Source organism: Ventrimonas sp., from assembly GCF_048380235.1.
GTDB lineage: Bacteria > Bacillota > Clostridia > Lachnospirales > Lachnospiraceae > Brotaphodocola.
Genome location: NZ_DBFCCJ010000050.1, coordinates 54134 through 79174 on the forward strand (window position 1 = coordinate 54134; position 25041 = coordinate 79174).

The following is a 25041-nucleotide window of genomic DNA, read 5'->3' on the forward strand; positions in this document are numbered from 1 at the left end:
AGAAATCGCTCTCATTGTGCAGAACTTTTTCACTTCACATTAAGCAGCGTGGAACCCGCCTTTCTTTCTATCACTTGCTGCTTCAAACTCTCTCAGCTTTGCCAGTGCCTCGGCGCTTAAGCTGGTCGGCACTTCAATCTGGACGGTTACATAAAGATCACCGAAGGTCTTCGGGTCCCGCATATTGGCTACGCCTTTACCTTTCAGGCGGATCTTGGAGCCGGACTGGGTGCCCGGTTTGATGCGGCAGGATACACGGCCATTTAAGGTATTGATGATCGCTTCGCCGCCCAGTACTGCAGTAGTAAACGGAATGTTCGCTGTGGTGTAAACATCCGCGCCTTTTCTGGTAAAGCCAGGCTTCTCCGCAACATGAATACAGATCAGCAGGTCACCCGCCGGAGCACCGTTTACGCCTGCGCCGCCCTTGCCCTGCAGGCGAAGGCTCTTGCCGTCCTCCATGCCCGCCGGAATGTGCAGCTGCAGCGTCTGCTTCCGTCCGTCAGAACCAGTCAGCGTGATCATCTTATCACAGCCAAAAGCTGCTTCATCGAAGGTAACAGTCAGGTCGGAAGTGATATCCTGACCTCGGCTCTGATATCCGGCACCGGAGGTAAAACCTTCAAACCCGCTGCCGCCAAAACCGCTGTGGAAGCCGCTGCCCTGATAGCCACTGCCACCAAAGCCACTATGGAAACCGCTGCCCTGGGAACTGCTTCCGTAGGCACTGGATGTTCTCCTCTTTCCGCCATGTCCTCCAAACATTCCACCGAACATGCCGCCCAGAATGTCATCCATATCTTCCGGATTTCCTTCAAAGTGGAACTCCTGGTACCCGCTGTTCGGGTTACCGGAATAACTGTGGAAGCCGCCGCTTCCACTGCCAAAACCGCCATGGAAGCCGCCAAAGCTGCCATATCCTCTGGCTGCCGCCTTCGGATCGAACCCGGCCTCAAATGCTGCCGCACCAAACCGGTCGTACAGTTTCTTTTTCTCCGGATCACTCAATACATCATAGGCTTCATTTATCTCTTTAAACCGCTCTGCTGCCACGGCATCGTTCGGATTGCTGTCCGGATGATACTTTTTGGCAAGTTTACGGTATGCTTTCTTAATTTCTGCTTCGCTCGCTGTTTTAGAAACACCGAGCACTTCATAAAAATCTCTCTTTGCAGCCATTGTTCTCACCCTGCTTTCTAAATCGGCTGCTGCCCGTTCAATTCATATGGCAACAGCCTGTATGAGTTCATATTACAACATCATCTTGTTCTATTTGTATTATAACACGCGTTTTACGAATAGCAAGGGGGAAGAATAAATTTAACAAAGAAAACACAATTACCATTTTTATTATAAGTCAGGTCCGGCAGAACCTAAACTGTAAAAAACTAAAAATCGTACCGCACCACCTCGCAGTTCTTCACGCCATACCCTGCAAATTCTTCATTGGTCATGTCCGTAAAATAAGACTGTACCACTCTGGCAATACCATTATGAGCCACCAGGATATAGGTCTTTTCACCGGACTGTGCCTTGATTTCATCCAGTAGATTGTAAATACGCTGAGCCAGCCGCAACATGGACTCGCCGCCCTCATAGTTGCAGACAAAGGACTGCTTAGCCACCTGAAACGCTGCTCCGTTTCTCGGTGTGGATTCCCACCTGCCAAAGTTTTGTTCCTTCAGACGCTGTTCCACCCTCGCGGGAATGCCGGTCACCTCCGAGATATGTTTTGCCGTGTCCGCCGCCCGCATCAGGGGAGAATATAAAATCTCATCCGCATAAATATGCTCTTCCAGAATCTTTTTTCCCGTCGCAATGGCCTGCTCATGTCCCAGCTCTGTCAGGGCAATGTCTGTGGCCCCGCAGATTTTTCCTTCCACATTCCATATTGTCTGTCCGTGTCTTACAAAATATAAATGTCCCATGGATTTCTTTTCATCCTCCTGCAATTGCTTATATTTCTCCCTTATTTTACCCTACTTTTTTCTCATCTGCAATTTTCTGGAAGTATAATTGTGAGCATTTCCGTAAATCATGTTCTATGTATCACATCCCGGAACATAACACAATTTGCGGAGGTAAGGAACATGGCAGGCTACAAAGTGGAAATCTGCGGAGTCAATACGGCGAAGCTGCCCCTGCTTACAAATGAAGAAAAGGATACGCTCTTTCGGCGGATCCTGGATGGTGACGAAGAAGCAAGAGAACAGTACATCAAAGGGAACCTGCGCCTGGTCTTAAGCGTGATCCAGCGTTTTTCCAGCAGCAATGAAAATGTGGATGACCTATTCCAGATCGGATGCATCGGACTGATCAAAGCCATCGATAATTTTGACATTACCCAGAATGTCCGTTTTTCAACCTATGCGGTTCCCATGATTCTGGGTGAGGTCCGGCGGTATCTGCGGGATAACAATTCCATCCGAGTCAGCCGTTCCCTGCGTGATACTGCCTACAAAGCCATCTATGCACGGGAAGGTCTGACACGGAAAAATGCCAGAGAGCCAACTCTCATGGAAATTGCCCAGGAAATTGGCATCAGCAAGGAAGATATCACCTACGCGCTGGATGCCATCCAGAGCCCGGTCAGCCTTTATGAACCCATCTACACCGACGGCGGTGATCCCCTCTATGTGATGGACCAGATCAAAGATAAGAAAAGCTCCGAGGAAAACTGGGTGGAAGAAATCTCCCTTCGTGAGGCCATGAACCGGCTGCCCGGACGGGAACGCCACATCATCGACCTGCGCTTCTTTGAAGGAAAGACCCAGACCGAGGTTGCTGAGGAAATCCACATCAGCCAGGCCCAGGTGTCAAGGCTTGAGAAAAACGCGCTGAAAGCCATGCGGAATTACCTGAACTGAAAAACAGGAAAAGCAGGAAAGAATCCAGCTACTCCAGCCAGTTTCTTTCCTGCCTCTATTTCCAAAATATCCTATTTCATTTCCAGGTTCAGACCATCTTTTGAAAATACATGAGCTACATTTCCGTCAAAGGTAAACTGAACATTTGCACCGATAGACAGGTTCTGCCCCTTGTCCAGGTTCATGGTATCTACAATAATGATGGTGTCCTTGCCGCAGGCGGATGCATGGAGATGTACCGCGCTTCCCATCATCTCGGCTACCTCAATGGTTCCGTGGATGCCGCTTTGGTCGTCTGCCAGCAGTGTGATATGCTCCGGTCTCACACCAAGGGTGATTTTCTGAGATTTCACCTGTTTTGCTTTCAGACGTTCCTGCTTCTCAGCAGAAAGGGCAACCTCGATTCCCCCCACCTTGACGCTGTAAGCACCGTCTTTTTCCACCAGCTCCGCATCAAAGAAGTTCATTTGGGGCATACCGATGAAGCCTGCAACAAACAGGTTATACGGATGATCGAATACCTCCTGCGGAGTTCCAATCTGCTGGATGACACCATCCTTCATGATGACGATGCGGTCGCCCAGGGTCATAGCCTCTGTCTGGTCATGGGTAACATAGAGGAAGGTGGATTTGATTCTCTGACGCAGCTTAATGATTTCCGCACGCATCTGGTTACGCAGCTTTGCGTCCAGATTGGATAGCGGCTCATCCATCAAAAGCACCTTCGGTTCACGGACAATGGCACGGCCGATGGCCACACGCTGTCTCTGACCGCCGGATAATGCTTTTGGCTTTCTGTCCAGATATTCCGTGATGCCCAGAGTTTCTGCCGCTGCATCCACGCGCTTTTTGATCTCATCCTTCGGCATTTTACGCAGCTTCAGCGGAAATTCCATGTTGCCGCGCACGGTCATGTGGGGATACAATGCATAGCTCTGAAATACCATGGCAATATCACGGTCCTTTGGCTCCACATCATTCACGCGGACACCGTCGATCAGAAGATCGCCACCACTGATTTCTTCCAGCCCGGCTACCATACGAAGGGTGGTTGATTTACCGCAGCCAGACGGTCCTACCAGTACAATGAACTCCTGGTCCCTGATCTCCAGGTTAAAATCCTGTACAGCAAGAACGCCTTCGTCGGTCACTTTCAGATTGGTCTTTTTCTCGCTCTCACCTTTCTTTTTCTTCTCCATGTTTGGATAAACTTTTTTAATGTGCCGTAATGATACCTCTGCCATGATGCCATATCCTCCTTATTCTTCCACGATCTCATACCGGAACCAGTCAAAATCCGCATGAGCGCCGCTGCCAGAAACATACATTCCTACATAAGTTCCTACAAATCCGTCTGCCACAACCGTACTGAGGATGGATCCGTCAATGTCTGTGGCCAGAATCTTCTTTTCCCGTTCTGAATTTCCATAATAGAGATGGTACTGTCCGGTACTGCCCTCAATAAACAGATACATCCGTCCTGCCTCTGCCGGCTTTCTCGTGATCAGCTCTCTCCTGCCATTTATGATCTGGTAAGCGGTGATAAACAGCTCACCATCCAGTTTTTCCTTTACTGCCATGATCGCATACCGGTCATTCTGGGTCACGATCATGCCTGCTTCCTCGCCTTCCTGCTCCGGCTCAAATTCCATAGCCACAGCAGCTTCAAAATAATTGTGCTGCTGTCTGCGCACCAGGAGGGCCTGGGTGCGTGTATCCTCAGCCTTTGCGTCATTTCCGTAAAGCCGCAGATAGCCCGGCCGCTCTGTCAAGGTATAGAACGGGGTCTTCACAGGACGGCGCATGCACCAGATCATATCCAGAATCGGATCCTCGAAGTTATCCACCCTGCTCTTAAGCGGCGGCCGCCATTCTTCCAGATCCGGCTTTCGCTCCATGGGATTTACCATGCCGTTGTGGTTGTCCACGATCGGCCAGTTATCGTAATCCCAGGCCATAGGAATCATGCAGACCTCACGGCCCAGATTAAACTGTGCATCCTTGTTGCGGTCTGGTTCCCGGATCCACTTTCTCGGCAGATACTGATTATAATCTTCAATGTATTTCTGATACGGACGGATGCCAAGAAGAACCATGTACCACTCACCCTTCTGAGTCTCGATCAGATCTCCGTGGCCCACCACCGCAATACCAAGCTCATTGTTCAGCCGGACATTCCGGTTCGTCACGATCGGGTTTCTCGGGCAGGGCTCATAAGGTCCAAGAAGCGTCTCACTGCGGTAAATGTTCACACAGTGATTTGTCTGAGTTCCTCCACTGGCCGTCATCAAATAATAGCTTCCGTTGATCTCATAAATATGCGGAGCCTCGGTAAACAGCGTGTGATCCACAATGGAATCGAAGATGATATGTTTTTCCCCACGGATCTGGAACGTTTCCGGATCCAGTTCACAGGCGTAGATCTGCTTCTGGTACGGGAACTTTAAGTCCTCCGGGATCAGATTGCTGCAATACCACATTTTCCCATCCTTGTCAAAAAACAGGGACGGGTCAATGCCATCGGCTCCCTCAATGATCACTGCGTCAGACCATGGACCGGCCGGATCTTTAGCCGTCACAATGTAGTTGTAGCGGTAGGTCCGTCCCTGTACATCCAGTGTATTGATGATATAAAAGATACCTTCATGATACCGGATGGTAGCTGCCCACAACCCTTCCGAGCTGTCGCAGTTTCTGAAATCTAACTGGTCCGGCCGCGAAATCGCGTTCCCAATCTGTTCCCAGTGAACCAGGTCCCGGCTTTGAAATACCGGCAGTCCCGGAAAGTAATAAAAGGAGGAGGTTACCATGTAGTACATATCACCGACCCGGCATACCGACGGATCCGGATATCCACCTTTTATAATTGGATTGCAGAACATATTCTTGTCCATGATTCAACTTTCCTTTCGTTTACTCTTTTACTGCACCGGCAGTCATTCCGGCAATCAGATATTTCTGCATTACTACAAACACGGTCAAAGTCGGCACACTGGAGATCATGGCCGCGCACATCAGGTAATTCCACTGGATCTTGTATGCATCTGCCATTGTACTGATTGCATAAGTAATGGTTTTCTTCTCATCCGCAGACATCAGGACCGATGCAAACATATACTCATTCCAGTTCTGGAGAAATGCGTATATGATGGTTGCTACCAGGCCCGGCAGGGCGATCGGAAGAATGATCTTCAAGAACGTATTGAATGCGCTGCTGCCGTCCACCCGGGCTGCCTCATCCAGTCCCGTGGAAATGCTCTTGAAATATCCGTACATCATCCAGGTACAGAACGGAATACTGAAGGAAGCGTATACCACCATCAGACCGATCTGGGTATTATTTAAATGAACAGAAACAAGAATTTTGTAATATGGAATGATTTTCATAACTGCCGGAAACATCTGGGTTACCAGCAGAAAGCTCAGCAAAAATGCTTTTCCTTTAAACTGATAGCGGGAAAGTCCGTATCCGCAAAGGGCTGCACACACAACGCCGATCACCGTAGAACCGCCAACTGCAACAATGCTGTTTTTGATATAAGTCGCAATTGGATATTCCTTCCAGATATTTACGAAATTTTCCAGCGTAGGACCGGACGGAAACAGAGTCAGGCCTCTGGAAAGTGTAATATCTGCCATGGATTTTAATGAAGTAATCACCATCCAGGATAATGGAAGCAATACACCCAGACATCCGATGCCCAGGATCAGATATCCGATACAGGTAAACAGTCTGTTCTTTCCTTTACTAGTCATCACGCAATAACCTCCTGAACACAACTCCGATAAGGTAACAGATTACAAGAATGTATACGGACTGTGCCGATGCAAAGCCATACTTGAAGTAAGAGAACGCATTCTTGTAAATTTCGATGGCAGATACCATGGTAGAACTTCCCGGGCCACCGGATGTCATCAGCCAGATCAGTGTGAACTGTTTGAATACCCACACCGTATCCAGAATCAGGATCGTGGTCAGGATCGGCTTCAGAGCCGGAAGGGTTACATAGCGGAAGCGCTGCCACATATTCGCTCCGTCAATCTCAGCTGCCTCATACAGATCGTGGGAAATGGTCTGGATACCGGCTAGGATCTGTACCATAACCAGCGGATAACCTTTCCACATGCTGACCAGGATCACACAGGGGAATGCTGTGGCTGAAGTACTAAGCCAGCCAACCGGTTCGGAAATAATGCTGAAATGCATCAGAAGTTCATTTAAAATACCACCCTGGGTATTCAGGATCCACTTAAACAGATAAGCAATCACCACATCCGGAAACAGCCACGGCAGAATCAGGATTCCGCGGAATAACGTCCGGTACTTGATGTCAGTATTTAAGATGGATGCGAAAATGAAGCCCAATACAAAGTGTCCGCACACAACCGTTACCGTGAAGATCATGGTTTTCATCAGGCTGTGTAAAAAGGATGCGTCCGTCAAGGCCTGTGCGTAATACCGGAGTCCTACAAAGTTCCATTTGTTTACCAGATTGGTATCAAAGAAACTGATATAGATTCCATACAGGATCGGATATACAACGAGACAGATAATCGTCAGCGTTGCCGGAGAAATAAACCAGTACGGAGTCATCTTCGACTTCAGCCGGCTCAGATTCCATTTTTTCTTGGTGTCATTCACTGTTTTGCCCTCCAAAAGAAAAGAGAAAGGGCGGCTGTATGGAACTATGCCTCTATACAGCCGCCCGCTTTCAAGCTGCCTTACTTGCTGTAACTTTTGCAGGTTTCTGCTGCCTTAGCTGCTGCATCTGCTACTGCATCATCTACGGATGCTCCCTCAGAAACAACCTTCTGCCAGCACTCACCACTTGCATCTCTTAACTCAGCCATACCAGCAAATGCCGGATAGATCACTGCGCTCTCAGATGCTTCTGCAAATCCTGCGTATGCCTCATCATTTGCAACGATTGCATCCAGAGCCTCTTTTACAACCGGCAGACGACAGGTTGCCTTGTTCCACTCTACACTATTGTCTACACTGGTCATGTATTTCAGGAAATCTGCTGCAACTTCCGGATTTTTACAGGTATTGCTGATGGTCATACCTACGCTTGAGAAAGAGGTTACCGGATCAACGCCCTCTGCGGTCGGCATCGGGAAGCTGCCCATCTTACCGCGCATATCCGGGTTTGCATTGTAGATACCGCCCAGCACGTTGGAACCGCTGAAGAACATGCAGGCCTGATCCGCGCCGATCATGGTATAAGCCTCAGAGTAACCGGTCTCAACAAAGCCGGAAGGAGAAACGCCTTCGTTTGCCGCAATATCAATGAAGGTGCTCATTGCGTTCTTGTAAGCATCGGTATCGAAACCGGAGGTAAAGGTTCCATCCCCATTGTCTTTTACGAAATCACATCCAAAGGTCAGTGCAAAGGTCTGGAATCTGGACTCTGCAGAGTCGTTTCTGGTTCCTGCGAATACGCTGCCGTAACGGTCAACCTTACCGTCTCCGTCGGTATCCTCCGTCAGAGCCTTTGCAGCCTCCAGATACTCATCCCAGGTTTTTGGAACCTCCAGTCCCTTCTCTTCGAAGAGGTCTTTGCGGTAAACCATTGCGGTGGTATTGTTCTGCCACGGCATGTAAACAAAATGTCCGTCTACGGTGGAATTTTCTACTGCTGCATCCAGAAGGCCATCCATGTAATCCTTACCCAGCAGCTCATCCAGGTTGTCAACACCCATGCCCATTTCCAGGCAGTTCGCAGAATACGCTTCCGACATGGTAAAAATGTCCGGCAGGGTTCCGGCCGTTGTCTGGGTGATCAGGGTAGTGTACAGATCATTCATGGAACACTCAACCGGATTCAGGGTTACGTTCGGATACAGCTCCATATATTTGTCCATGATGCCTCTTAAGAACGGGCCGCCATCGGAATCGCCCAGGGACGTGATCATAACATCCAGCTTTACATCTCCTGCGGAAGAAACATCGTAAGTGCTGTGATACCCCTTATCATCCACCTCAGCCGGTGCTGCTTCGGAGGAAGCATCCTTGCCTGCTTCTGCTGCCGTAGTCTCAGGCGCTGCTGTCTCAGTCTTGCCTGAAGAACCACATGCAGTCAGTCCGGAAACTGCTGTTACCAGGGCCATTGCCATTGCTAAACTTCTTTTTTTCATTGTTCACCCTCCACTTGTTATAATTGTTTTATTTTTTCGGTTGCGCTTCTTGTTTTTTGTGTATTTTCATTATATAAGTATTGCTATATAAATGCAATTTAATTATAATTAAATGAGTTTAAGCTAATCTTAAATTCATTGTATTTTTCACCAAATTTAATCAATATAGGGGGGATTTTTTAGATGGATACAAAATTGATTGAATATATCCTCACAATTGCAGAAACAAAAAGCATTGCAAAATCTGCTGAGGAACTTTTTTTAACCCAGTCTGCCTTAAACCAACAGCTTTTAAAGCTGGAAAAGGAACTTGGAGCACCGCTTTTTGTCCGCACGAGAAATCACTGGGAGCTGACCGATGTAGGCACACTTTATGTCGAATCCTCCAAAAAAATGCTGGAAATCAAGAAGGATACCTACTCCCGCATTGAGGATATGGCAAAACGCTGGAAAGGAACGGTCACTGTCGGCCTGACTCCGGAACGCGGCATACAGATGTTTACCTCCATTTATCCGGAGATTCATGCGCAGTACCCGGAAACTATCTTCCAGCCCTACGAGGCCGACGTGGAAACCCAGATAAAGCTTCTGGATTCCGGTCAGCTGGACTTTGGATTTCACACTATTTTTGAACACAAGTACAAGCATATCGTCTACCGGCACATCCTGTATGAGCCATTTTACCTGTGTGTCCCAAGAAGTCATCCACTAGCCTATAAGGATAAACGCACGCCCGAAAACTACCCGGAAATCTCACTCACGGAATTCAAAAACGATCTGTTTACCTTAGTGAGAAAAACCTCTACCCTGCGTGCTGTCATTGACCGCCTCTTTGCAAAAGCCGGCTTCAAGCCAAAACTGCTGTTTGAATCCATCAGCATGCGTACCATGCAGCGCCTGGCAGCAAATGGGCAATGCTGCTCCATCATTCCTCGCTATTACGCTGTGGAAGATGACGATGTCGCCTACTTCACCCTGGGACCGGAATCCTACTGGGAGCTCTCCACTGCTTATGCCAAAAACCATTACATCAACGCTGCCATGGAAACTTTCATCCGCATGGCCTCTGACTACTGGCTGGCACATCCCTATATCGAATACTGATTTTCAATCAAAAAGGGCGAAGCCCCTCTTCTTTCGGAGGCTTCGCCCTTTGATTATACAAATTCCATATTCTTATGCAAATGGATTCTCTGTCGGATAACGCACGCCGGCCGGCTGGTTGTAGCCGATTTCTCTGACATCGACTCCGACATACTTAAATACCTCATACAGGGCCTTTCCGAAATGTCCAAAGGCCACTGCACCGTGATGCGGGAAGTTACCCTCGATCAGGACATGACGGTAGAAGCGCTTCATCTCCGGAATCGCGAATACACCGATGCTTCCGAAGGAATGGGTCGCCACCGGCAGAACCTCGCCATTTGCAACATAGGCACGCAGTCTGTTATCTGCGGTGCTCTGCAGACGGAAGAATGTGATGTCGCCCGGAACAATATCACCCTCCAGGGTTCCCTGGGTTACCTCCTCCGGAAGGCTTCTTGCCATGATCAGCTGATACTTCATCTGGCAGAAGGACAGCTTCTTTGTTGTGGTATTGCCGCAATGGAAGCCCATGAAGACGTCATGGCTCTTGTAATCAAACTTGTCCTTAATCTCACTGTCGTAAAGATCATACGGTACCGTATTGTTGATATCCAGGAGCGTCACTGCATCCTGGCTGACGCAGGTTCCGATGAACTCACTTAAGCAGCCGTAGATATCCACCTCACAGGATACCGGAATGCCGCGGCCGGTCAGACGGCTGTTGACATAGCACGGCACAAAGCCAAACTGGGTCTGGAATGCCGGCCAGCATTTTCCTGCAATGGCCACATATTTACGATATCCTCTGTGCTCCTCCACCCAGTCAAGAAGTGTCAGCTCGTACTGGGCCAGCTTCGGCAGGATCTCCGGCTTCTTATTACCTTCCCCCAGTTCTTTTTCCATATCTGCCACAACATCCGGGATTCTCGGGTCACCCTCATGCTTGTTAAAGGCCTCGAACAGATCCAGCTCCGAGTTTTCCTCGATCTCCACACCCAGATTGTAAAGCTGCTTGATCGGCGCATTGCATGCCAGGAAGTTTAACGGTCTCGGGCCAAAGCTGATGATCTTTAAGTCGGACAGGCCGATGACAGCTCTCGCGATCGGTAAAAACTCATGGATCATATCTGCGCATTCATCAGCGGTACCCACCGGATACTCCGGAATATAAGCCTTGATATTGCGCAGAGCCAGGTTATAGCTTGCGTTCAGCATACCGCAATAAGCATCTCCGCGTCCCTGTACCAGGTTGTCTTTGCTCTCCTCTGCTGCGGCAACAAACATTTTCGGACCGTCAAAATGCTTTGCCAGCAATGTCTCGGAAATCTCCGGTCCGAAATTTCCCAGGTACACGACCAGCGCGTTGCATCCGGCTTTCCTGATATCCTCCAGCGCCTGGACCATATGGATCTCGCTCTCCACGATGCAGACCGGACACTCATAGATATCCCTTGCATCGTACTTTTTGCTGTACGCGTCCACCAGTGCTTTTCTGCGGTTCACGGATAAAGACTCCGGGAAACAGTCACGGCTCACCGCAACAATGCCTACTTTTACTTCTGGAATGTTATTCATGCTTTTATCCTCCTAAAATAAAATATGAAAGAAATGAATCCTATACTGTGATATTTTCTCCGATCAGGCCAATATGGCTTTCCTCCGGCAGACCGCCTTCCGGATGGCCGATCAGCCACTTGTTAGTTGCCGCAAGCAGGCGGTCCTCCCAACCCTCATGCGTCATTTCCAGCGGATAATTGGTTCCGCGCGGAAGTATGATCCCAACCTGAAACCCCTGCTCTCCCACACTGCAGGGCGCGTAATGCAGGGTTGTGGCATACACCTCCACGGCCGTTCCCTTCGGGAGAAGAAATGCTTCCACCAGGGCGGTATCATAGGTAAACTCCGGTGTGATATCCTGCTGATGTCCCACCAGAAGAATCGCGTCCGTAGCTGCCACATTGATTTCCGAGGAGCGATGATACTCCAGCGCATTGAGCTTGTGGTTATGCCCGTTACAATAACCAATCTGCACCGGCATCTCGCCGTATGCCTTTTTCTGCACGGTTTCAAACACCGGCTCTGCCTCTAGGACTTCTGCCGACGGCTCATACACAACGTCCGCAGGCAGCGGCGTTTTTTCTGTCAGTGCCCGGATCAGCCCGGAAAAATCGATGTTTTCCACTACCTTCCCATATTTCCGGAATGCCGGATCTGTCACTTTCTTGATTTCCATGAGTTTTTCCTCCTTATTTCATCAGTTCATACAGCGGCTTACAGGCCGGATAGATCTGTTTAAACGTCTGATAGCGTTTTTCATATTTTGCCGCCAGCGCCGGTTCCGGCTCCACGGTTCCGGTGACCTTCACCAGTTTCTGTGCTGCCTCTTCCACGCTCTTATACTCTCCGCAGGCAACCGCCGCAAGCATGGCACCGCCCAGAGCCGGTCCTTCCTCGCTCTCGATCATGTCTACCTTCAGATTCATGACATTGGCAATGATCTTTCTCCACAATGGACTTTTTGCTCCGCCGCCGCAGATCTTCGTGCGTTCAATCTGAATCCCAAGAGATTTGGCTACTTCCAGGGAATCCCGCAGTGCGAATGCCACGCCCTCCAGTACAGCCTGAGTCATGTCTGACCGGCTGGTATCCATGGTCATACCAATAAAGGTACCACGTGCGTCCGGATCATTGTGCGGAGAACGCTCCCCCATCAGATACGGCAGAAAATACACATGATTGTCTCCCAGCTTCGTGATGGCCGCCTGTTCTTTTGCGTAATCGAAAGTTTCGAGGATTCCGTCCATCCACCACTTATTGCAGGAAGCCGCGCTGAGCATGCAGCCCATCAGGTGGTAATGTCCGTCTGCATGAGCAAAGGCGTGCAGGGCGTTGTGGCTGTCTACTCCGAATTTTTCCGAAGAAATGAAAATGGTTCCGCTGGTTCCCAGGGAAATATTGCATCTGCCATCTCCTACGGTTCCGGTTCCCACTGCGGCTGCCGCATTATCTCCGGCGCCGGCCGCCACTTTCACAATATGAGGAACTCCCAGTTCATCTGCAATGGCAGGAAGCACCGTTCCCACAGTTTCATAAGATTCATAGACCTGCGCCAGCTGTTCCTGCCGCACACCGCAGATCTCACACATCTCCTTCGACCAACAGCGGTTCTTTACATCAAACAGAAGCATGCCGGATGCGTCTGACACATCGGTACAGTGCACACCGGTCAGTCGGTACGCAATGTAATCCTTCGGAAGCATGATCTTTGCAATACGCGCAAAGTTCTCCGGCTCCTTGTTTCTGACCCATAAAAGCTTCGGTGCGGTAAATCCGGTAAAGGAAATGTTAGCCGTATATTCGGAAAGCTTTTCTTTGCCGATCACGTTATTCAGGTAATCGCATTCCTCCCAGGTCCGGCCATCATTCCAGAGAAGTGCCGGGCGGATCACTCTGTCTTCCTCGTCCAGAATGACAAGTCCATGCATCTGCCCGCCAAAGCTGATGCCAGCCACCTGCTCTTTGTCACAGCCATCGAGCAGTTCCTTAAGCCCGTCCATGGTTCCGGCAAACCAGTCCTCCGGCTTCTGCTCTGACCAGCCCGGATGCGGAAAATAAATGGGATACTCCTTCGAGACGATCTTTTTGATCTGACCCGCCCCATCCATCAGAAGCAGCTTTACCGCCGATGTTCCAAGATCTATTCCGATATACAGCATGTCCGATCCTCCTTTTTCTGATACGCATGTCATGTTCTTCTCGTTCTCTCAATTCGTGCACGTGCACGTTTCTGATTCTTATCTTAGCGTTTTTGAGAACACTTTTCAATACTTTGACCAGTTTTTTTCTATTCTGTAATTTATTTTGTTAAAACTGCACAATTATCATCTGTTATTTCTTTGTTTTCGACCTGTTTTCTGTTTCTTTTTCCTATAGTCACCATTTCTTTTCACACCTTTTCGTGCACGTGCACGTCTCTTCCTGATTTGACTTTTTCTTCTATTTTGTGTATTGTTAAATGCAGAGAATATATTTCGCTACAGTTCACAGGTAGGAATTTTCTGAACTGAAAATTCCGTATGATACAGTGAACAGTAACTATATTTCTGCACGGAGGTTTTTCATGGCACGAATCAAAGATATCGCAGAACTGGCCGGTGTCTCCCGCGGAACCGTGGACCGGGTCTTAAATAACCGCAGCGGTGTCAGCCCGCAGACAGCCGAAAAGATAAAAGAAATCGCAAAAGCGCTGGACTACCGTCCCAACAAGGCCGGGCTGGTACTCGCCGCCCAAAAGAAAAAGAATAAGATCGGCATTGTCCTGTTCAGCAGGAACAACCCATTCTTTGACGAGGTCAGTGAGGGTGTGCAGGCAAAGGCCCGGGAACTGGCCGACTACGGTGTGACTACCCTGACCAGACGGGTCGAGTTTGATCTTGCTGCCCAGCTTGCTGCCATCGATGAACTTCTGGACGAAGGCATTCACGGACTGCTGCTTGCTCCTTACAATCATCCCGCAATTCAGGAAAAGATTGATGAGCTTGTTGACCGCGGGATTCCTGTTGTCACTGTCAACACGGATATCTTCGGTTCCAAACGCATGGCCTATGTCGGAAGTGATTACATCTGCGGCGGCCGGACTGCAGCCGGACTGCTTGCGCTCATGACGGAGGGCGAAACAGAGCTTGGCATCATCACCGGTTCCCGGAATGTGTTATGCCATTCCGAGCGGATCCGCGGACTGACCGAAACGCTGGAAGCCTCCTATCCCCGAATTCATATCGCGGAAATTCTGGAAAACCATGACGATGAATTTGAAAGCTATGCGCTGACCCGGCAGCTTCTCCGGCAAAATCCCCACATCGATGCCCTGTTCTTCGCTGCAGCCGGTGTATTTGGCGGGTGTAAGGCCATTCAGGAATCCGGCCGCCATCCCAAAATTGTTACCTTCGATGAGGTCCCCACAACACTGGATATGCTGCGTGCCGGTGTCATATCCGCCACCATCAGCCAGCAGCCCCGCAAACAGGGTTCCCGATCCCTGGATCTCCTGTTTGAATATCTGACCTCCGGAGCACCTCCTGTCCAGGAAAAAAACTTTGTGGAGCATTCCATCAAAATCCGGGAAAATAGCTAAATTCCTCCCAGGCATTATTAGCACTCTGCATAAAAGAGTGCTAATTTCTGAAAAATATTGCCAATTTTATTTTTTGTGTGTTTGCTTTTTTGGTGCTTTTTAAAGGTTCACTTTTTTCCAAAAGTGCTATAATACAGTCAGTGCAAAAAGAAGAACTTCCTCATAAAGACAAGCTCTCCATCTACACGAATGAATTCAGATAATTAAGACCGGAAGGATTTCTTCCCCCGGCCATTCAAAGTAGGAGGCAGATTATTATGATGACGTTAGCAGCTGAAAAAAGAGATCCTGAGGTAAAGGCAAAAAAATTAAGAAGAGAAGGCTACAGCACCGGTGTTCTGTATGGCCGTGAAATGAAAGAAAATGTATCTCTGAAATATACAGAGAAGGATGCATTAAACTTCATTAAAAAAGCAAAAGAGGGTGCGCAGACCATGCTGGATATCTCCGGCGAAAAGGTCGATGCCCTGGTAAAGAATATTGATTATGATCCACTCAGCAAGAAGATTCTGGCTCTGGATTTCCAGGCACTGGTTGCAGGCGAGGTTGTTGCTGCAACTGTTCCGGTTACCTTTGTAAACGAGGAGGTTGTACAGGGTGTCTTCGAACCGGAGATCACTGAAATTCACTACAAAGCAGATCCGGCACATCTTCTGGACCCGATTGAAATTGATCTGGCAAAGCTCCCGCAGGGAACCAAGACCTTATATGTTAAGGACTTGAAACTGGACGAAAAGGGTGTTACCGTAACCACCACCGCAGATTCCCAGCTGTTCCATATCGGCGAATACGCAAAAGCTGAAGAAGAAGATGACGACGCAGAAGAAACACCTGCAAAATAACAATTTAAGGGAATAGCACGAAAGGGTCCGAAGTTCCGGGGAGGGCCTACAGAATAAGCAGAAACATTGGAATTTGCTTTGTGAGCGAGCATAGCGTCAGACCAGAGACCCTTGTTTGAGCACGCAGCGCGTGCGAGTTTGGGTCGCAGGTCTGACAATAGGCGGCGCAGTGAACAAAGCGCAAAATTCCACCGTTTCTGCTTTTCTGTACGCGGTTTCCGGAACTTCGGACCTTTTAGTGGTTCCGTCTCAATATTTTTACTTGGCTTCTTTTGCTGCCTTGATCTCCTCGATCATATGCGGAACAACCTCAAACAGGTCTCCTACAATGCCGTAATCCGCACATTCAAAGATCGGAGCGGTCTCATTGCTGTCCACTGCGATGATGAGCTCAGAATCCTGCATTCCTGCCTTATGCTGAATAGCACCGGAGATACCAAGTGCAACATAGATACGTGGGTGTACGGTCTTACCGGTCTGTCCCACCTGATGGTCAGATGAAAGCCAGCCTGCATCGGTTACGGCACGGGATGCGCCTACAACACCGCCGCCAAGAGCCTCTGCCAGCTCCTCTGCCAGCCTGATTCCCTTTTCCGGATCCTTGCTGATTCCGCGTCCAACACTGACAACAATATCTGCGCCGATCAGGTCAACCAGCTTCTTGGTTTCTTTTACTACTTCGAGAACCTTGGTTCTTAAGTCTTCATCATTCAAGGAGAACTGAGCCATCTCGATCTCGCAGGCATCCGCCTTTGTCTGATCGAACTCAGCCTTTTTCATAACACCCGGACGTACCGTGGACATACACGGACGGAAGCGTGGGCAGATGATGGTTGCCATCAGATGGCCGCCGAATGCCGGACGGGTCATCTTTAAGTTGGTGTCCTCCATATTAAATTTGATTTTTTCCAGATCGATGGTGGAAGACTCCTTTAAGAACTGGATATAACGATCCATGTCGATATCCAGATGGGTTGCATCTGCAGTCAGTCCGGTATGCAGTCTTGCAGCTACTCTCGGACCTAAGTCACGGCCAATGTTGGATGCGCCGATCAGGAGGACTTCCGGTTTCTTTTCCATAACCACATCGCACAGGACCTTGCTGTATGCGTCGGTGGTGTAAACCTCCAGGTTCCGGTCTGCGCATACGATGACTTTATCTGCACCGTATCCGCCCAGCTCCTTTGCACTATTCTCGATTCCCTCACCGCCAAGCAGAATGCCTACGAGCTTTGAGCCTCTCTCGTCTGCCAGCTTTCTGCCTTCGCTGATCAGTTCAAAATCGGTATTCATCAGCTTGCCTTCACGCTGCTCACAGAATACCCAGATATCACTGAATTCATTGATCTCAGCACTATTATAAGACATATTCATTTCCTCCCTGTTCCTAGATTGCGTGTTTCTTTGCCAGCAGGCCTGCAAGCTCTTTTGCAGCCTCTTCTGCGGTACCGCCAAGAATCTGTCCAGCACCCTTCTGCGGCGGTGTAAAGGAACGGAATACATTGGTCGGTGAGCCCTTCAGTCCGATGGTGGTCGGATCGATGAGCGGCTCATCTTTCAGTGCGTTGTAGTCCAGAACAGTTAAAGGTTTGTCCCAGCACTCCAGAATTCCTTTTACGGTCATGTAGCGAACTTCGTTTAACTCTTTGACACAGGTAACCAGACACGGAGTCTGAACCTGCACGGTCATATAACCATCCTCCAGAAGACGTTTTACAGTCAGGCAGTTGCCCTCTTTTTTGATGTCTGCCGCGTAGGTAACCTGCGGAATGTTTAATTTTTCTGCAATCTGCGGACCAACCTGCGCAGTATCGCCATCGATTGCCTGGCGTCCGCAGAAGATAACATCGTCCGGACCTACCCCAAGGTTGTGCAGTGCGCCTGCGATGATCTGGGAAGTAGCGAAGGTATCAGAGCCTCCAAACTCACGGCCGGAGATCAGTACTGCATCGTCTGCGCCCATGGCAATCAGCTCTCTTAACATGCCCTCTGCCGGCGGCGGTCCCATGGTAACTACAGTTACCTGGCATCCGGTAGCATCCTTTAATTCCAGCGCTGCCTCCGTAGCAGCCAGGTCATCCGGATTGATGATGGTCTGCATGGATGCGCGGTCCAGGGTTCCATCTGCTTTGACAGCAACTTTTCCTGATGTATCAGGAACCTGTTTTACACATACATAAATTCTCATTCTAAACTTCCTCCTACTTTAACAGACTTCTGGAAATAACGATCTGCTGTACCTGGCTGGTTCCTTCATACAGAGTCATGACGCGTGCGTCGCGGTACAGACGCTCTACCTTGTACTCTTTGATAAAACCATAACCACCGTGGATCTGGATTGCCTTGCCTGCTACGCGGTTTGCCATCTCAGATGCGTAATATTTAGCCATGGAGCACATAACGGAAGCATTCTTGTCGCCTGCATCCTTTGCCATAGCGGTGTTGTAGATCAGGCAGCGCGCTGCTTCGATCTCAGTAGCCATATCGGCCAGCATAAAGCTGATTCCCTGATTGTAGGAGATTGGCCTGCCAAACTGTTTTCTCTCCTTTGCGTAGTTGGTTGCTTCCTCGAGACAGCCCTGGGCAATACCAAGAGACTGTGCGGCAACGCCAAGACGTCCGCCGTCCAGGGTGGACATTGCGACTGCATAACCTTTATTTAACGGGCCTACCAGGTCGCTCTTATGTACTCTTACATTCTCAAATACGATGTCACTAGTCGGATATCCGTTGATACCCATCTTGGCCTCCGGCTTGCCGCAGGAAACACCCGGAAGCTTCATATCTACCAGGAAAATGGAGATACCCTTTGCTCCCTTCTGGGTCAGATCTGTCTTTGCAAAGACAACAGCGTAATCTGCGATCGGTGCGCCGGAGATGAAGCACTTACGTCCGTTCAGCACATAGTAGTCACCGTCCTCAACCGCTCTTGTGGTCATGCTGCCAGCATCGGAGCCTGCCCCCGGCTCAGTCAGCGCAAAGCAGATGTGCTTCTCACCCTTTGCCACCGGGACCAGATATTTCTGAAGCTGTTCCTCATTGCCGCAGGCAAGAAGAGGACCTCCGCCAAGAGAGTTGGACGTATTTGCATAGATAGCAAGAACCGGACATATTCTGGCAAATTCTTCATTCATCAGAACATATGCCAGGCTGTCACCACCCTGACCGCCGTATTTTACCGGAATCTTAATGCCTGGAAAACCATATCTGGCCATTTTCTTATACATTTCTGTATCAAATCCGCCCTCTTTATCCAGCTTTTCCTGAATCTCGGTCGTAAACTCCGTCTCCGCAAAGTTACGGAAGTTCTTTCTCATTAACTCATATTTCGCAGAAAGAATCATGATTTGCCTCCTTTTGGAACTGCTTTGTTTGTTTTGTTTGTTATTTCTCTAACATATATTCAAATTATAACACATCGGTTATGACATGTCTATAGTTACATGTATAAGCGCGGCATTTTCCCCTATTTTAACGAATTTGCTCATCCATTTTTGTGCACTTTATCAGGGCTTCTGTGCTGAATAAGCTTTCGCTACACTTTAACGGGTCCTCAGCGGCTCCGTGCTGGTGATCTCCGGATTTGTGCGGATAATTTCTGCCGCCTGCTTTTTTAATTCTCCCAGAATAACCTTTCCGCTGGCATTCATCGGAAATGAGTCCATGCGTACGATATGGGCCGGCAGCTTGTAATAAGCCAGATGGTTTTCCATATGAGTCATGAGGCCGGCATTGCTGATAGTAAGTCCCTCCTCCGGAATGATACATACCACGATCATCTCCTGCAGAACCTCAGCCGGCAGTCCGATCACCTTTACCTCCCGGATTCCCGGATAGCTCTGCACCACCTGTTCAATCTCACGCGGAGAAATGTTTTCTCCCCCGCGGATGATCATTTCCTTCATCCGGCCTGTAATATACAGAAAATTCCGCGCGTCCAGGTGTCCCAGGTCTCCCGTATGCAGCCATCCTTCCGCATCGATCACCTTTGCCGTTTCCTCCGGAAGCCGGTAATATCCCTGCATGACATTATAACCGCGCACACAGATTTCTCCGTCCTGATCGGATGAAAGCCAGCTTCCATCCGGCCCGGCAATACGGACCTCGCAGTGACGCAGCACCCGTCCTGCCGTTGTGGCACGTTCCTTTTCCGAATCCGCCGCATCACTGATGCTGACGCATGGTGACGTTTCTGTCTGTCCATAGGAAGCATGGAGGATTAGTCCCGGAATTTCCCGGCGGATCGCATAATATTCTTCTTCACTGACCGGGGATCCGGCAATAATTCCGTTTCTTAAGCTGCTCAGATCGTATTCCGTATGGACCGGATTGCGGATGATAGCCAGAAACATGGACGGCACTCCGTTTAACAGCGTGCAGCGATGTTCCTGCACAGTCTTTAACACAGTCAGGGTCTTGTAGTATTCGATCGTATGCATACAGCATCCCGCATGGATACTGGCCAGAAGGCTTGCAGTCAGGCCAAAGCAGTGAAACAGCGGCACTGCGATCAGCATTTTATCTTCTGCCGCCCACCCCATATGGCTGCACAGCTCCAACGCGCTGTTGACCAGGTTGTAGTGGCTCAGCATAACCCCCTTCGGCATAGCCGTAGTTCCTGAGGTAAAGAGAATAGCCGCCGTATCCTCCGGTTTTACCTGCCGGATATATCCTCCGATCTCCTTCGTTGCCTTTTTCATGCGCTCAGCAAACACAAAGCTCTTCTCTGTCATCCAGTGTCTTTCTGTATCGCGGCCAATATAGATCCAGCGCTTTACAGTCCCCTCCAGCTTCACGGAAAGGTGTGCCACCATATCCTCATATACCAGCTTTTTGTAGCCCTCCCCGTAATAGACAAACTCTGCATCTGCATAGCGGATCACCTTCTCCAGCTCTTCTGTACTGTAGCAGGTATTCAGAAGCACAGGAACCGCGCCAATTTTGCTCAGGGCCAGAAATACAATGATCCAGTTTGGGGAATTCGTGCTCCAGATGGCAACGTGCGTACCCTTTTTTATTCCGCAGGAAAGCATTCTTCCTACCATATAGTCACTGAGCGTGTCAATATCTCTCCAGGTATACTGCTGCTTATCTGCCTCCAGAGCAATGCGGTCCGCGCTTTCCCTGACCCGGCTTCTGAGACATTCCGCAATGGTCTTTTTAATCAGCCTCATAACAAACAACTCCTCTGTTCAAGCATTCTTTCGCCGCAGAAAAAGCGCGGCTTTCATGCTGCGCTTTTTTCTTGCGTACTTGTCGACAAGTTTTTTCTGTTAATAACTTAACACCTTTCCGATTCATTTGCAAACATTATTTTCAGATTTCCAAACTTTCGGCAATACTGCTGATTTTCATTTTCCGCTTTTGTCTATTTTAGTGGTAGATAAAATATTCCGGTGACACTTTCTCGCGGATATGGCGCAGACGGTTTTCGGTACTCAGATGCATATGCAGGATCTCATGGGCCTCCTTGGTTTCATTCTTTACCAGAGCATGCATCAGCGCAGTGTGCTCCTCTATGATTTCTCTCTGCCTTCCGCTCCTGACTACATAGAAGTTTCTCCAGCGCCGGAAATGGATATAATCCTCCCGGATGATTTCCATGACATCCTTCTTTCCAACAGCTTCCAGAAGACAGCCGTGAAATTCATTGTCCAGGAGATAGAACGCATCCATGTCGATATTCTCAGAAATGGCTGTTCTCTGGCGCTCGATACAGGCCTTCATGGCTTCGCTCATCCGGTCACGGACCTCCTGCTTTTCAAACTGCAGCAGACGGATTGCCTCCTGCTCCACCGACTCCCGGATAAACAGGATCAGCTCCACGCTCTTCATGTCGATCAGACTTACAAACGTACCTCTCTGCGGATACACGGTCAGAAGCATACGCTCCTTTAACCGGCTGATGACAGTCCGGATGATGTGGCGGGAGACTCCGTACTGCCTGCAAAGCTCATTTTCACTGATCTTGTCTCCCGGCAGATAGACCAGTTTCTCTATTTTATTACACAGCTCCTCATAAATTTCGTCGCTGCTCATGGTTTCCTGTGGTATCATAATTCGCCTTCCCCTCTTGCTTATTTTCCTGGTTTCAGGTTCATATAGGCAAATATTCTGTCATTTCTACCACAATTATAAAGGAATTCCGTTTTTTTAGCAACCCGGAATAACGGACAGAAACGAAGGAGGTATGAGCACACTTTTCCTATTCTGTCATCACATCATTAGCGGAACTTTGCTGCTCTCTTCTCCTTAAAGGAAGCAAAGCCCTCAATCTGGTCCGGTGTACCGAAGCATGCGGCCATATAGCCAAGCTCAATATTTTTTCCGATATCGATATCCATATCGGCGCCGGCGTTGACTGCCGCCTTCACCAGAGAAATTGCCGATGCGGAATTACCAGCGATCTGGCCTGCCATCGCATAGACCTCCTCCATCAGCTGTTCCGGCTCCGTTACATGATTCAGAATCCCAAGCTCCAACGCATCTGCCGCCGTCAGCATTTTGCCGGTAAACAGAATTTCTTTTGCCTTGTTCATGCCAATGCATTTCGGAAGACGCTGTGTACCATTGAAGCCCGGAACAATACCGAGGGTTACCTCCGGAAGACGGAATTTCGCCTTGCTGCAGGCAAAGCGGATATCCGTGCAAAGGACGAACTCAAAGCCTCCTCCAAAAGCATAGCCATTCACAGCTGCAATGGTTGGCTTATCCATCAGCTCAATCTTACGGAATACGGCAGATCCCTTTCTGGAATAGCGAATTGCCTCCAGCGCCGTGTCTCCGTCCATCTCCTTAATGTCCGCACCAGCAATAAAAGACTTGCCCTCTCCGGTAAAGACGACCACACGAACCTCATCATCTGCGATCACATCGTCTACTACAGCGTCAAGATCTGCCAGCACCTCACTATTGAGCGCATTCAGCGCTTCCGGACGGTGAAATGTGATGGTTGCGATCCCGTCTTTTTTCTCCAATAAAATATACTTAAAGCTCATACTGATTCTCCTTTCAGATTACATAGATTCCTGGAAAACAGAACACCCTTCTGCGGTTCTGTCGCAAAAGGGTGTCTGGATCTGCATGCAGCTTATACCGGGAGATAAGTCTGACCGGTTGCCACGATGATCAGAAGCATTAAAGCTACGGTAATGATCGGGGCAATTACGAATACAACTGCACACGTGATTGCCCGCCACAACGGAAAGCTCAGCGAAGCAGCACAGGCTCTTGAAATCCACCGGACAACGCTTTACCGAAGACAGAAAGCCGCAGAAAAATAGAATTTATAAAAGGAAAAAGGCATTCTCTTATGAGAATGCCTTTCAATACGTGCGCGAGAAGATTCGAACTCCCGACACCTTGGTCCGTAGCCAAGTGCTCTATCCAGCTGAGCTACGCACACATATTATTTAGTTTGTTGAGCTCTTGTTCGCTGCAACGATGTATATGATACCGCAGGTTTGCCGTTTTGTCAACACTTTTTAAAAACTTTTTCGCAAAAATTTTTGCAAATTTTGCAGATGGCCGAAAAATGGCTTAAATACGCCATTCTCCGGCCATGTATTCCATTTATGACAGCATGCTTTTATACCGTTCCCAGCAGATAATTGATAAACTGCTGCGCGGTACGTCCGGAAATTCCGCCATGGCTTAACTCCCATTTGTTGGCTTCCGCGCGGAGTTCGCCATCTGACATGGTAAGACCTGCCCTGTGCGCCAGCTCTACCACGATATTGAAGTACTCCTTCTGGGATGGCTTGGAGTAATTGATGGTCACGCCGAAACGGTTTACCAGGGACAGCTTCTCCTCCATGGTATCGGAACGGTGCATGCCGTTCTGGCTCTCCACATCGTCGCGGTCGCTCCAGTTTTCCTTAATAAGATGTCTGCGGTTGGAGGTTGCATAGATCAGGATGTTGTCCGGCTTGGTCTCCACGCCGCCCTCAATCACTGCCTTTAAGAACTTGTACTCGATTTCAAATTCCTCGAAGGACAGATCATCCATATAAATGATGAAACGGTAATTGCGGTTCTTGATCTGGGCGATGACAGCAGAGAGATCCTTGAACTGGTGCTTGTAAATCTCGATCATGCGCAGTCCCTGATCGTAAAACTCATTGACAATTGCTTTGATACTGGTTGACTTGCCGGTACCGCTGTCACCGAACAGCAGCACGTTGTTTGCCTTTTTCCCCTCTACGAAGGCCAGGGTATTGTCAACCAACTTTTTCTTCTGGATCTCATAGCCGATCAGGTCATCCAGCATGACAGCATCCATATTGTTGATGGCACAGAAGTTCACGCCGCCATCCTCTCTGGACTGGATGCGGAATGCCTTGTTGAGGCCGAACATGCCGACGCCATACGCCTTGTAAAAACCAGTCACCGCATCAAAGAATTCATTCTCATCTGCTGCTGCCGCCAGCTTTTCGCTTAACATCCGTACCTTCTCGCTGACGTTCTTATTGTACATCAGTTCCTTCTTGCCAATGGCCTTATAGTTTGACAGGCGAGTAAAGCAGTCAATGCCCAGGTACTCCTCCAGCGCGCTGAAATCATAATGGAACAGCTCCATAAATGCCCTGAAGTCACTTTTCGCAAAATAATTGACGCTTCCTTCATTCGCGCCCACCTTCTCACAGGTGATGCTGAAGGGATTTTCATTGGTAATCAGCAGAAAGGTCAGATAATTCTGCCACAGGTTTTTATCGAAAGCATAATCTGTCGCCACCTGAAGCAGGTGCTTGATCTGGGTAAAAGTTCTGGTAATCAGTTCCTCTCTGGTCTGGCTCTTGTTGTCTGCCTTCCGGATGATATCGGCCAGCTCCATCAGAATGGTATCCTTCGGCATATCACCGTAGATGAGTAACCGTGAAACAATCTTGTACATCTTTCTCTCCTCGTCTTTCTTCTCTGTATATAAGGTAATTATATGGATTCTACCACAATTTTCCGCAAAATAAAAGACAGA

General features: G+C 49.0%; 22 protein-coding genes and 1 tRNA gene. 5 read left to right on the forward strand and 18 right to left on the reverse strand.

The features are described from left to right. Window positions 1-39 precede the first annotated feature (39 nt). Together ACMP1L_RS08530 and ACMP1L_RS08535 are read right to left on the reverse strand one after the other, a co-directional pair. Window positions 40-1179: a DnaJ C-terminal domain-containing protein gene (locus ACMP1L_RS08530; RefSeq protein ID WP_418452684.1), complete on the reverse strand. Its 1140-nt coding sequence runs from the start codon at window positions 1177-1179 to the stop codon at window positions 40-42. A 209-nt stretch (window positions 1180-1388) separates the two neighbouring features. Then, window positions 1389-1928, reverse strand: coding sequence for a histidine phosphatase family protein (locus tag ACMP1L_RS08535; protein ID WP_418452685.1), 540 nt, complete (start codon window positions 1926-1928; stop codon window positions 1389-1391). Between the two features lie 162 nt (window positions 1929-2090). Here ACMP1L_RS08535 and sigG point away from each other — a divergent pair, with 162 nt between their 5' ends. Further along, the gene (gene sigG, locus ACMP1L_RS08540; RefSeq protein WP_418452686.1) at window positions 2091-2867 is read left to right on the forward strand and encodes an RNA polymerase sporulation sigma factor SigG; all 777 of its coding nucleotides are present in this window, start codon (window positions 2091-2093) and stop codon (window positions 2865-2867) included. 71 nt (window positions 2868-2938) lie between these two features. Here sigG and ACMP1L_RS08545 read toward each other — a convergent pair whose 3' ends face one another. The 5 genes from ACMP1L_RS08545 to ACMP1L_RS08565 all read right to left on the reverse strand — a co-directional run bounded on the left by ACMP1L_RS08545 (window position 2939) and on the right by ACMP1L_RS08565 (window position 9005). Continuing rightward, window positions 2939-4111 (reverse strand): ABC transporter ATP-binding protein, encoded by a 1173-nt coding sequence (locus ACMP1L_RS08545; protein ID WP_418452688.1) that lies wholly within the window; start codon window positions 4109-4111, stop codon window positions 2939-2941. Between the two features lie 15 nt (window positions 4112-4126). After that, entirely contained in the window at window positions 4127-5761 is a 1635-nt protein-coding gene (locus ACMP1L_RS08550; protein ID WP_418452689.1) for a glycoside hydrolase family 43 protein, read from the reverse strand. A 19-nt stretch (window positions 5762-5780) separates the two neighbouring features. Next, window positions 5781-6623, reverse strand: a complete 843-nt coding sequence (locus tag ACMP1L_RS08555) for a carbohydrate ABC transporter permease (RefSeq protein ID WP_177303978.1) — start codon at window positions 6621-6623, stop codon at window positions 5781-5783. Continuing rightward, window positions 6616-7509, reverse strand: a complete 894-nt coding sequence (locus ACMP1L_RS08560; protein WP_418452691.1) for a carbohydrate ABC transporter permease — start codon at window positions 7507-7509, stop codon at window positions 6616-6618. The genes ACMP1L_RS08555 and ACMP1L_RS08560 overlap by 8 nt, the downstream gene beginning before the upstream one ends. An 80-nt stretch (window positions 7510-7589) precedes the next feature. Continuing rightward, window positions 7590-9005 carry an ABC transporter substrate-binding protein gene (locus ACMP1L_RS08565; protein ID WP_418452692.1) on the reverse strand — a complete coding sequence of 472 codons (1416 nt, stop codon included), beginning with the start codon at window positions 9003-9005 and terminating at the stop codon, window positions 7590-7592. Between the two features lie 183 nt (window positions 9006-9188). Here ACMP1L_RS08565 and ACMP1L_RS08570 point away from each other — a divergent pair, with 183 nt between their 5' ends. Further along, entirely contained in the window at window positions 9189-10109 is a 921-nt protein-coding gene (locus tag ACMP1L_RS08570) for a LysR family transcriptional regulator (RefSeq protein WP_418452694.1), read from the forward strand. A 72-nt stretch (window positions 10110-10181) separates the two neighbouring features. Here ACMP1L_RS08570 and ACMP1L_RS08575 read toward each other — a convergent pair whose 3' ends face one another. Genes ACMP1L_RS08575 through xylB form a run of 3 tightly spaced genes read right to left on the reverse strand, consistent with a single transcriptional unit; the run spans window position 10182 to window position 13807 of the window. Then, a complete protein-coding gene (locus ACMP1L_RS08575; protein ID WP_418452695.1) occupies window positions 10182-11666 on the reverse strand; it encodes an L-fucose/L-arabinose isomerase family protein in 1485 nt (494 codons plus the stop codon). A gap of 40 nt (window positions 11667-11706) precedes the next feature. Beyond that, window positions 11707-12324, reverse strand: a complete 618-nt coding sequence (locus ACMP1L_RS08580; RefSeq protein WP_418452696.1) for a DUF4867 family protein — start codon at window positions 12322-12324, stop codon at window positions 11707-11709. 13 nt (window positions 12325-12337) lie between these two features. Then, complete coding sequence (gene xylB / locus ACMP1L_RS08585; protein WP_418452698.1) at window positions 12338-13807, reverse strand: xylulokinase; 1470 nt, start codon at window positions 13805-13807, stop codon at window positions 12338-12340. Between the two features lie 404 nt (window positions 13808-14211). Here xylB and ACMP1L_RS08590 point away from each other — a divergent pair, with 404 nt between their 5' ends. Further along, window positions 14212-15225 carry a LacI family DNA-binding transcriptional regulator gene (locus tag ACMP1L_RS08590; RefSeq protein WP_418452699.1) on the forward strand — a complete coding sequence of 338 codons (1014 nt, stop codon included), beginning with the start codon at window positions 14212-14214 and terminating at the stop codon, window positions 15223-15225. Window positions 15226-15482: 257 nt separating this feature from the next. Continuing rightward, the gene (locus tag ACMP1L_RS08595; RefSeq protein ID WP_418452700.1) at window positions 15483-16067 is read left to right on the forward strand and encodes a 50S ribosomal protein L25; all 585 of its coding nucleotides are present in this window, start codon (window positions 15483-15485) and stop codon (window positions 16065-16067) included. A gap of 258 nt (window positions 16068-16325) precedes the next feature. Here the strand turns inward: ACMP1L_RS08595 and acrA are convergent, their stop codons facing one another. The 6 genes from acrA to ACMP1L_RS08625 all read right to left on the reverse strand — a co-directional run bounded on the left by acrA (window position 16326) and on the right by ACMP1L_RS08625 (window position 23065). After that, the gene (acrA, locus tag ACMP1L_RS08600; RefSeq protein ID WP_418452702.1) at window positions 16326-17435 is read right to left on the reverse strand and encodes an acryloyl-CoA reductase electron transfer subunit beta; all 1110 of its coding nucleotides are present in this window, start codon (window positions 17433-17435) and stop codon (window positions 16326-16328) included. A gap of 19 nt (window positions 17436-17454) precedes the next feature. Continuing rightward, complete coding sequence (gene acrB, locus ACMP1L_RS08605) at window positions 17455-18255, reverse strand: acryloyl-CoA reductase electron transfer subunit gamma (protein WP_177303700.1); 801 nt, start codon at window positions 18253-18255, stop codon at window positions 17455-17457. Window positions 18256-18268: 13 nt separating this feature from the next. Continuing rightward, window positions 18269-19411 carry an acyl-CoA dehydrogenase family protein gene (locus tag ACMP1L_RS08610; RefSeq protein ID WP_118733290.1) on the reverse strand — a complete coding sequence of 381 codons (1143 nt, stop codon included), beginning with the start codon at window positions 19409-19411 and terminating at the stop codon, window positions 18269-18271. A 198-nt stretch (window positions 19412-19609) separates the two neighbouring features. Further along, window positions 19610-21241, reverse strand: a complete 1632-nt coding sequence (locus ACMP1L_RS08615; protein WP_418452703.1) for a class I adenylate-forming enzyme family protein — start codon at window positions 21239-21241, stop codon at window positions 19610-19612. A gap of 199 nt (window positions 21242-21440) precedes the next feature. Next, entirely contained in the window at window positions 21441-22124 is a 684-nt protein-coding gene (locus ACMP1L_RS08620) for a GntR family transcriptional regulator (protein WP_418452704.1), read from the reverse strand. A 167-nt stretch (window positions 22125-22291) separates the two neighbouring features. Continuing rightward, window positions 22292-23065 carry an enoyl-CoA hydratase/isomerase family protein gene (locus ACMP1L_RS08625; protein WP_418452705.1) on the reverse strand — a complete coding sequence of 258 codons (774 nt, stop codon included), beginning with the start codon at window positions 23063-23065 and terminating at the stop codon, window positions 22292-22294. 126 nt (window positions 23066-23191) lie between these two features. Here ACMP1L_RS08625 and ACMP1L_RS08630 point away from each other — a divergent pair, with 126 nt between their 5' ends. Further along, complete coding sequence (locus ACMP1L_RS08630) at window positions 23192-23350, forward strand: helix-turn-helix domain-containing protein (RefSeq protein ID WP_418452706.1); 159 nt, start codon at window positions 23192-23194, stop codon at window positions 23348-23350. A gap of 48 nt (window positions 23351-23398) precedes the next feature. Here ACMP1L_RS08630 and ACMP1L_RS08635 read toward each other — a convergent pair. Both ACMP1L_RS08635 and ACMP1L_RS08640 read right to left on the reverse strand, forming a co-directional pair. Next, window positions 23399-23472 (reverse strand) — tRNA-Arg (locus tag ACMP1L_RS08635). A 183-nt stretch (window positions 23473-23655) separates the two neighbouring features. Next, window positions 23656-24960: an ATP-binding protein gene (locus tag ACMP1L_RS08640; RefSeq protein ID WP_418452707.1), complete on the reverse strand. Its 1305-nt coding sequence runs from the start codon at window positions 24958-24960 to the stop codon at window positions 23656-23658. Window positions 24961-25041 lie beyond the last annotated feature (81 nt).

Excerpts from the sequence above, each read along its gene's own strand:
- ACMP1L_RS08530 (WP_418452684.1), bottom strand. The coding sequence starts at position 1,179 with ATGGCTGCAAAGAGAGATTTTTATGAAGTGCTCGGTGTTTCTAAAACA.
- ACMP1L_RS08535 (WP_418452685.1), bottom strand. The coding sequence starts at position 1,928 with ATGGGACATTTATATTTTGTAAGACACGGACAGACAATATGGAATGTG.
- sigG (WP_418452686.1), top strand. The coding sequence starts at position 2,091 with ATGGCAGGCTACAAAGTGGAAATCTGCGGAGTCAATACGGCGAAGCTG.
- ACMP1L_RS08545 (WP_418452688.1), bottom strand. The coding sequence starts at position 4,111 with ATGGCAGAGGTATCATTACGGCACATTAAAAAAGTTTATCCAAACATG.
- ACMP1L_RS08550 (WP_418452689.1), bottom strand. The coding sequence starts at position 5,761 with ATGGACAAGAATATGTTCTGCAATCCAATTATAAAAGGTGGATATCCG.
- ACMP1L_RS08555 (WP_177303978.1), bottom strand. The coding sequence starts at position 6,623 with ATGACTAGTAAAGGAAAGAACAGACTGTTTACCTGTATCGGATATCTG.
- ACMP1L_RS08565 (WP_418452692.1), bottom strand. The coding sequence starts at position 9,005 with ATGAAAAAAAGAAGTTTAGCAATGGCAATGGCCCTGGTAACAGCAGTT.
- ACMP1L_RS08570 (WP_418452694.1), top strand. The coding sequence starts at position 9,189 with ATGGATACAAAATTGATTGAATATATCCTCACAATTGCAGAAACAAAA.
- ACMP1L_RS08575 (WP_418452695.1), bottom strand. The coding sequence starts at position 11,666 with ATGAATAACATTCCAGAAGTAAAAGTAGGCATTGTTGCGGTGAGCCGT.
- ACMP1L_RS08580 (WP_418452696.1), bottom strand. The coding sequence starts at position 12,324 with ATGGAAATCAAGAAAGTGACAGATCCGGCATTCCGGAAATATGGGAAG.
- xylB (WP_418452698.1), bottom strand. The coding sequence starts at position 13,807 with ATGCTGTATATCGGAATAGATCTTGGAACATCGGCGGTAAAGCTGCTT.
- ACMP1L_RS08590 (WP_418452699.1), top strand. The coding sequence starts at position 14,212 with ATGGCACGAATCAAAGATATCGCAGAACTGGCCGGTGTCTCCCGCGGA.
- ACMP1L_RS08595 (WP_418452700.1), top strand. The coding sequence starts at position 15,483 with ATGATGACGTTAGCAGCTGAAAAAAGAGATCCTGAGGTAAAGGCAAAA.
- acrA (WP_418452702.1), bottom strand. The coding sequence starts at position 17,435 with ATGTCTTATAATAGTGCTGAGATCAATGAATTCAGTGATATCTGGGTA.
- acrB (WP_177303700.1), bottom strand. The coding sequence starts at position 18,255 with ATGAGAATTTATGTATGTGTAAAACAGGTTCCTGATACATCAGGAAAA.
- ACMP1L_RS08610 (WP_118733290.1), bottom strand. The coding sequence starts at position 19,411 with ATGATTCTTTCTGCGAAATATGAGTTAATGAGAAAGAACTTCCGTAAC.
- ACMP1L_RS08615 (WP_418452703.1), bottom strand. The coding sequence starts at position 21,241 with ATGAGGCTGATTAAAAAGACCATTGCGGAATGTCTCAGAAGCCGGGTC.
- ACMP1L_RS08620 (WP_418452704.1), bottom strand. The coding sequence starts at position 22,124 with ATGATACCACAGGAAACCATGAGCAGCGACGAAATTTATGAGGAGCTG.
- ACMP1L_RS08625 (WP_418452705.1), bottom strand. The coding sequence starts at position 23,065 with ATGAGCTTTAAGTATATTTTATTGGAGAAAAAAGACGGGATCGCAACC.
- ACMP1L_RS08630 (WP_418452706.1), top strand. The coding sequence starts at position 23,192 with ATGATCAGAAGCATTAAAGCTACGGTAATGATCGGGGCAATTACGAAT.
- ACMP1L_RS08640 (WP_418452707.1), bottom strand. The coding sequence starts at position 24,960 with ATGTACAAGATTGTTTCACGGTTACTCATCTACGGTGATATGCCGAAG.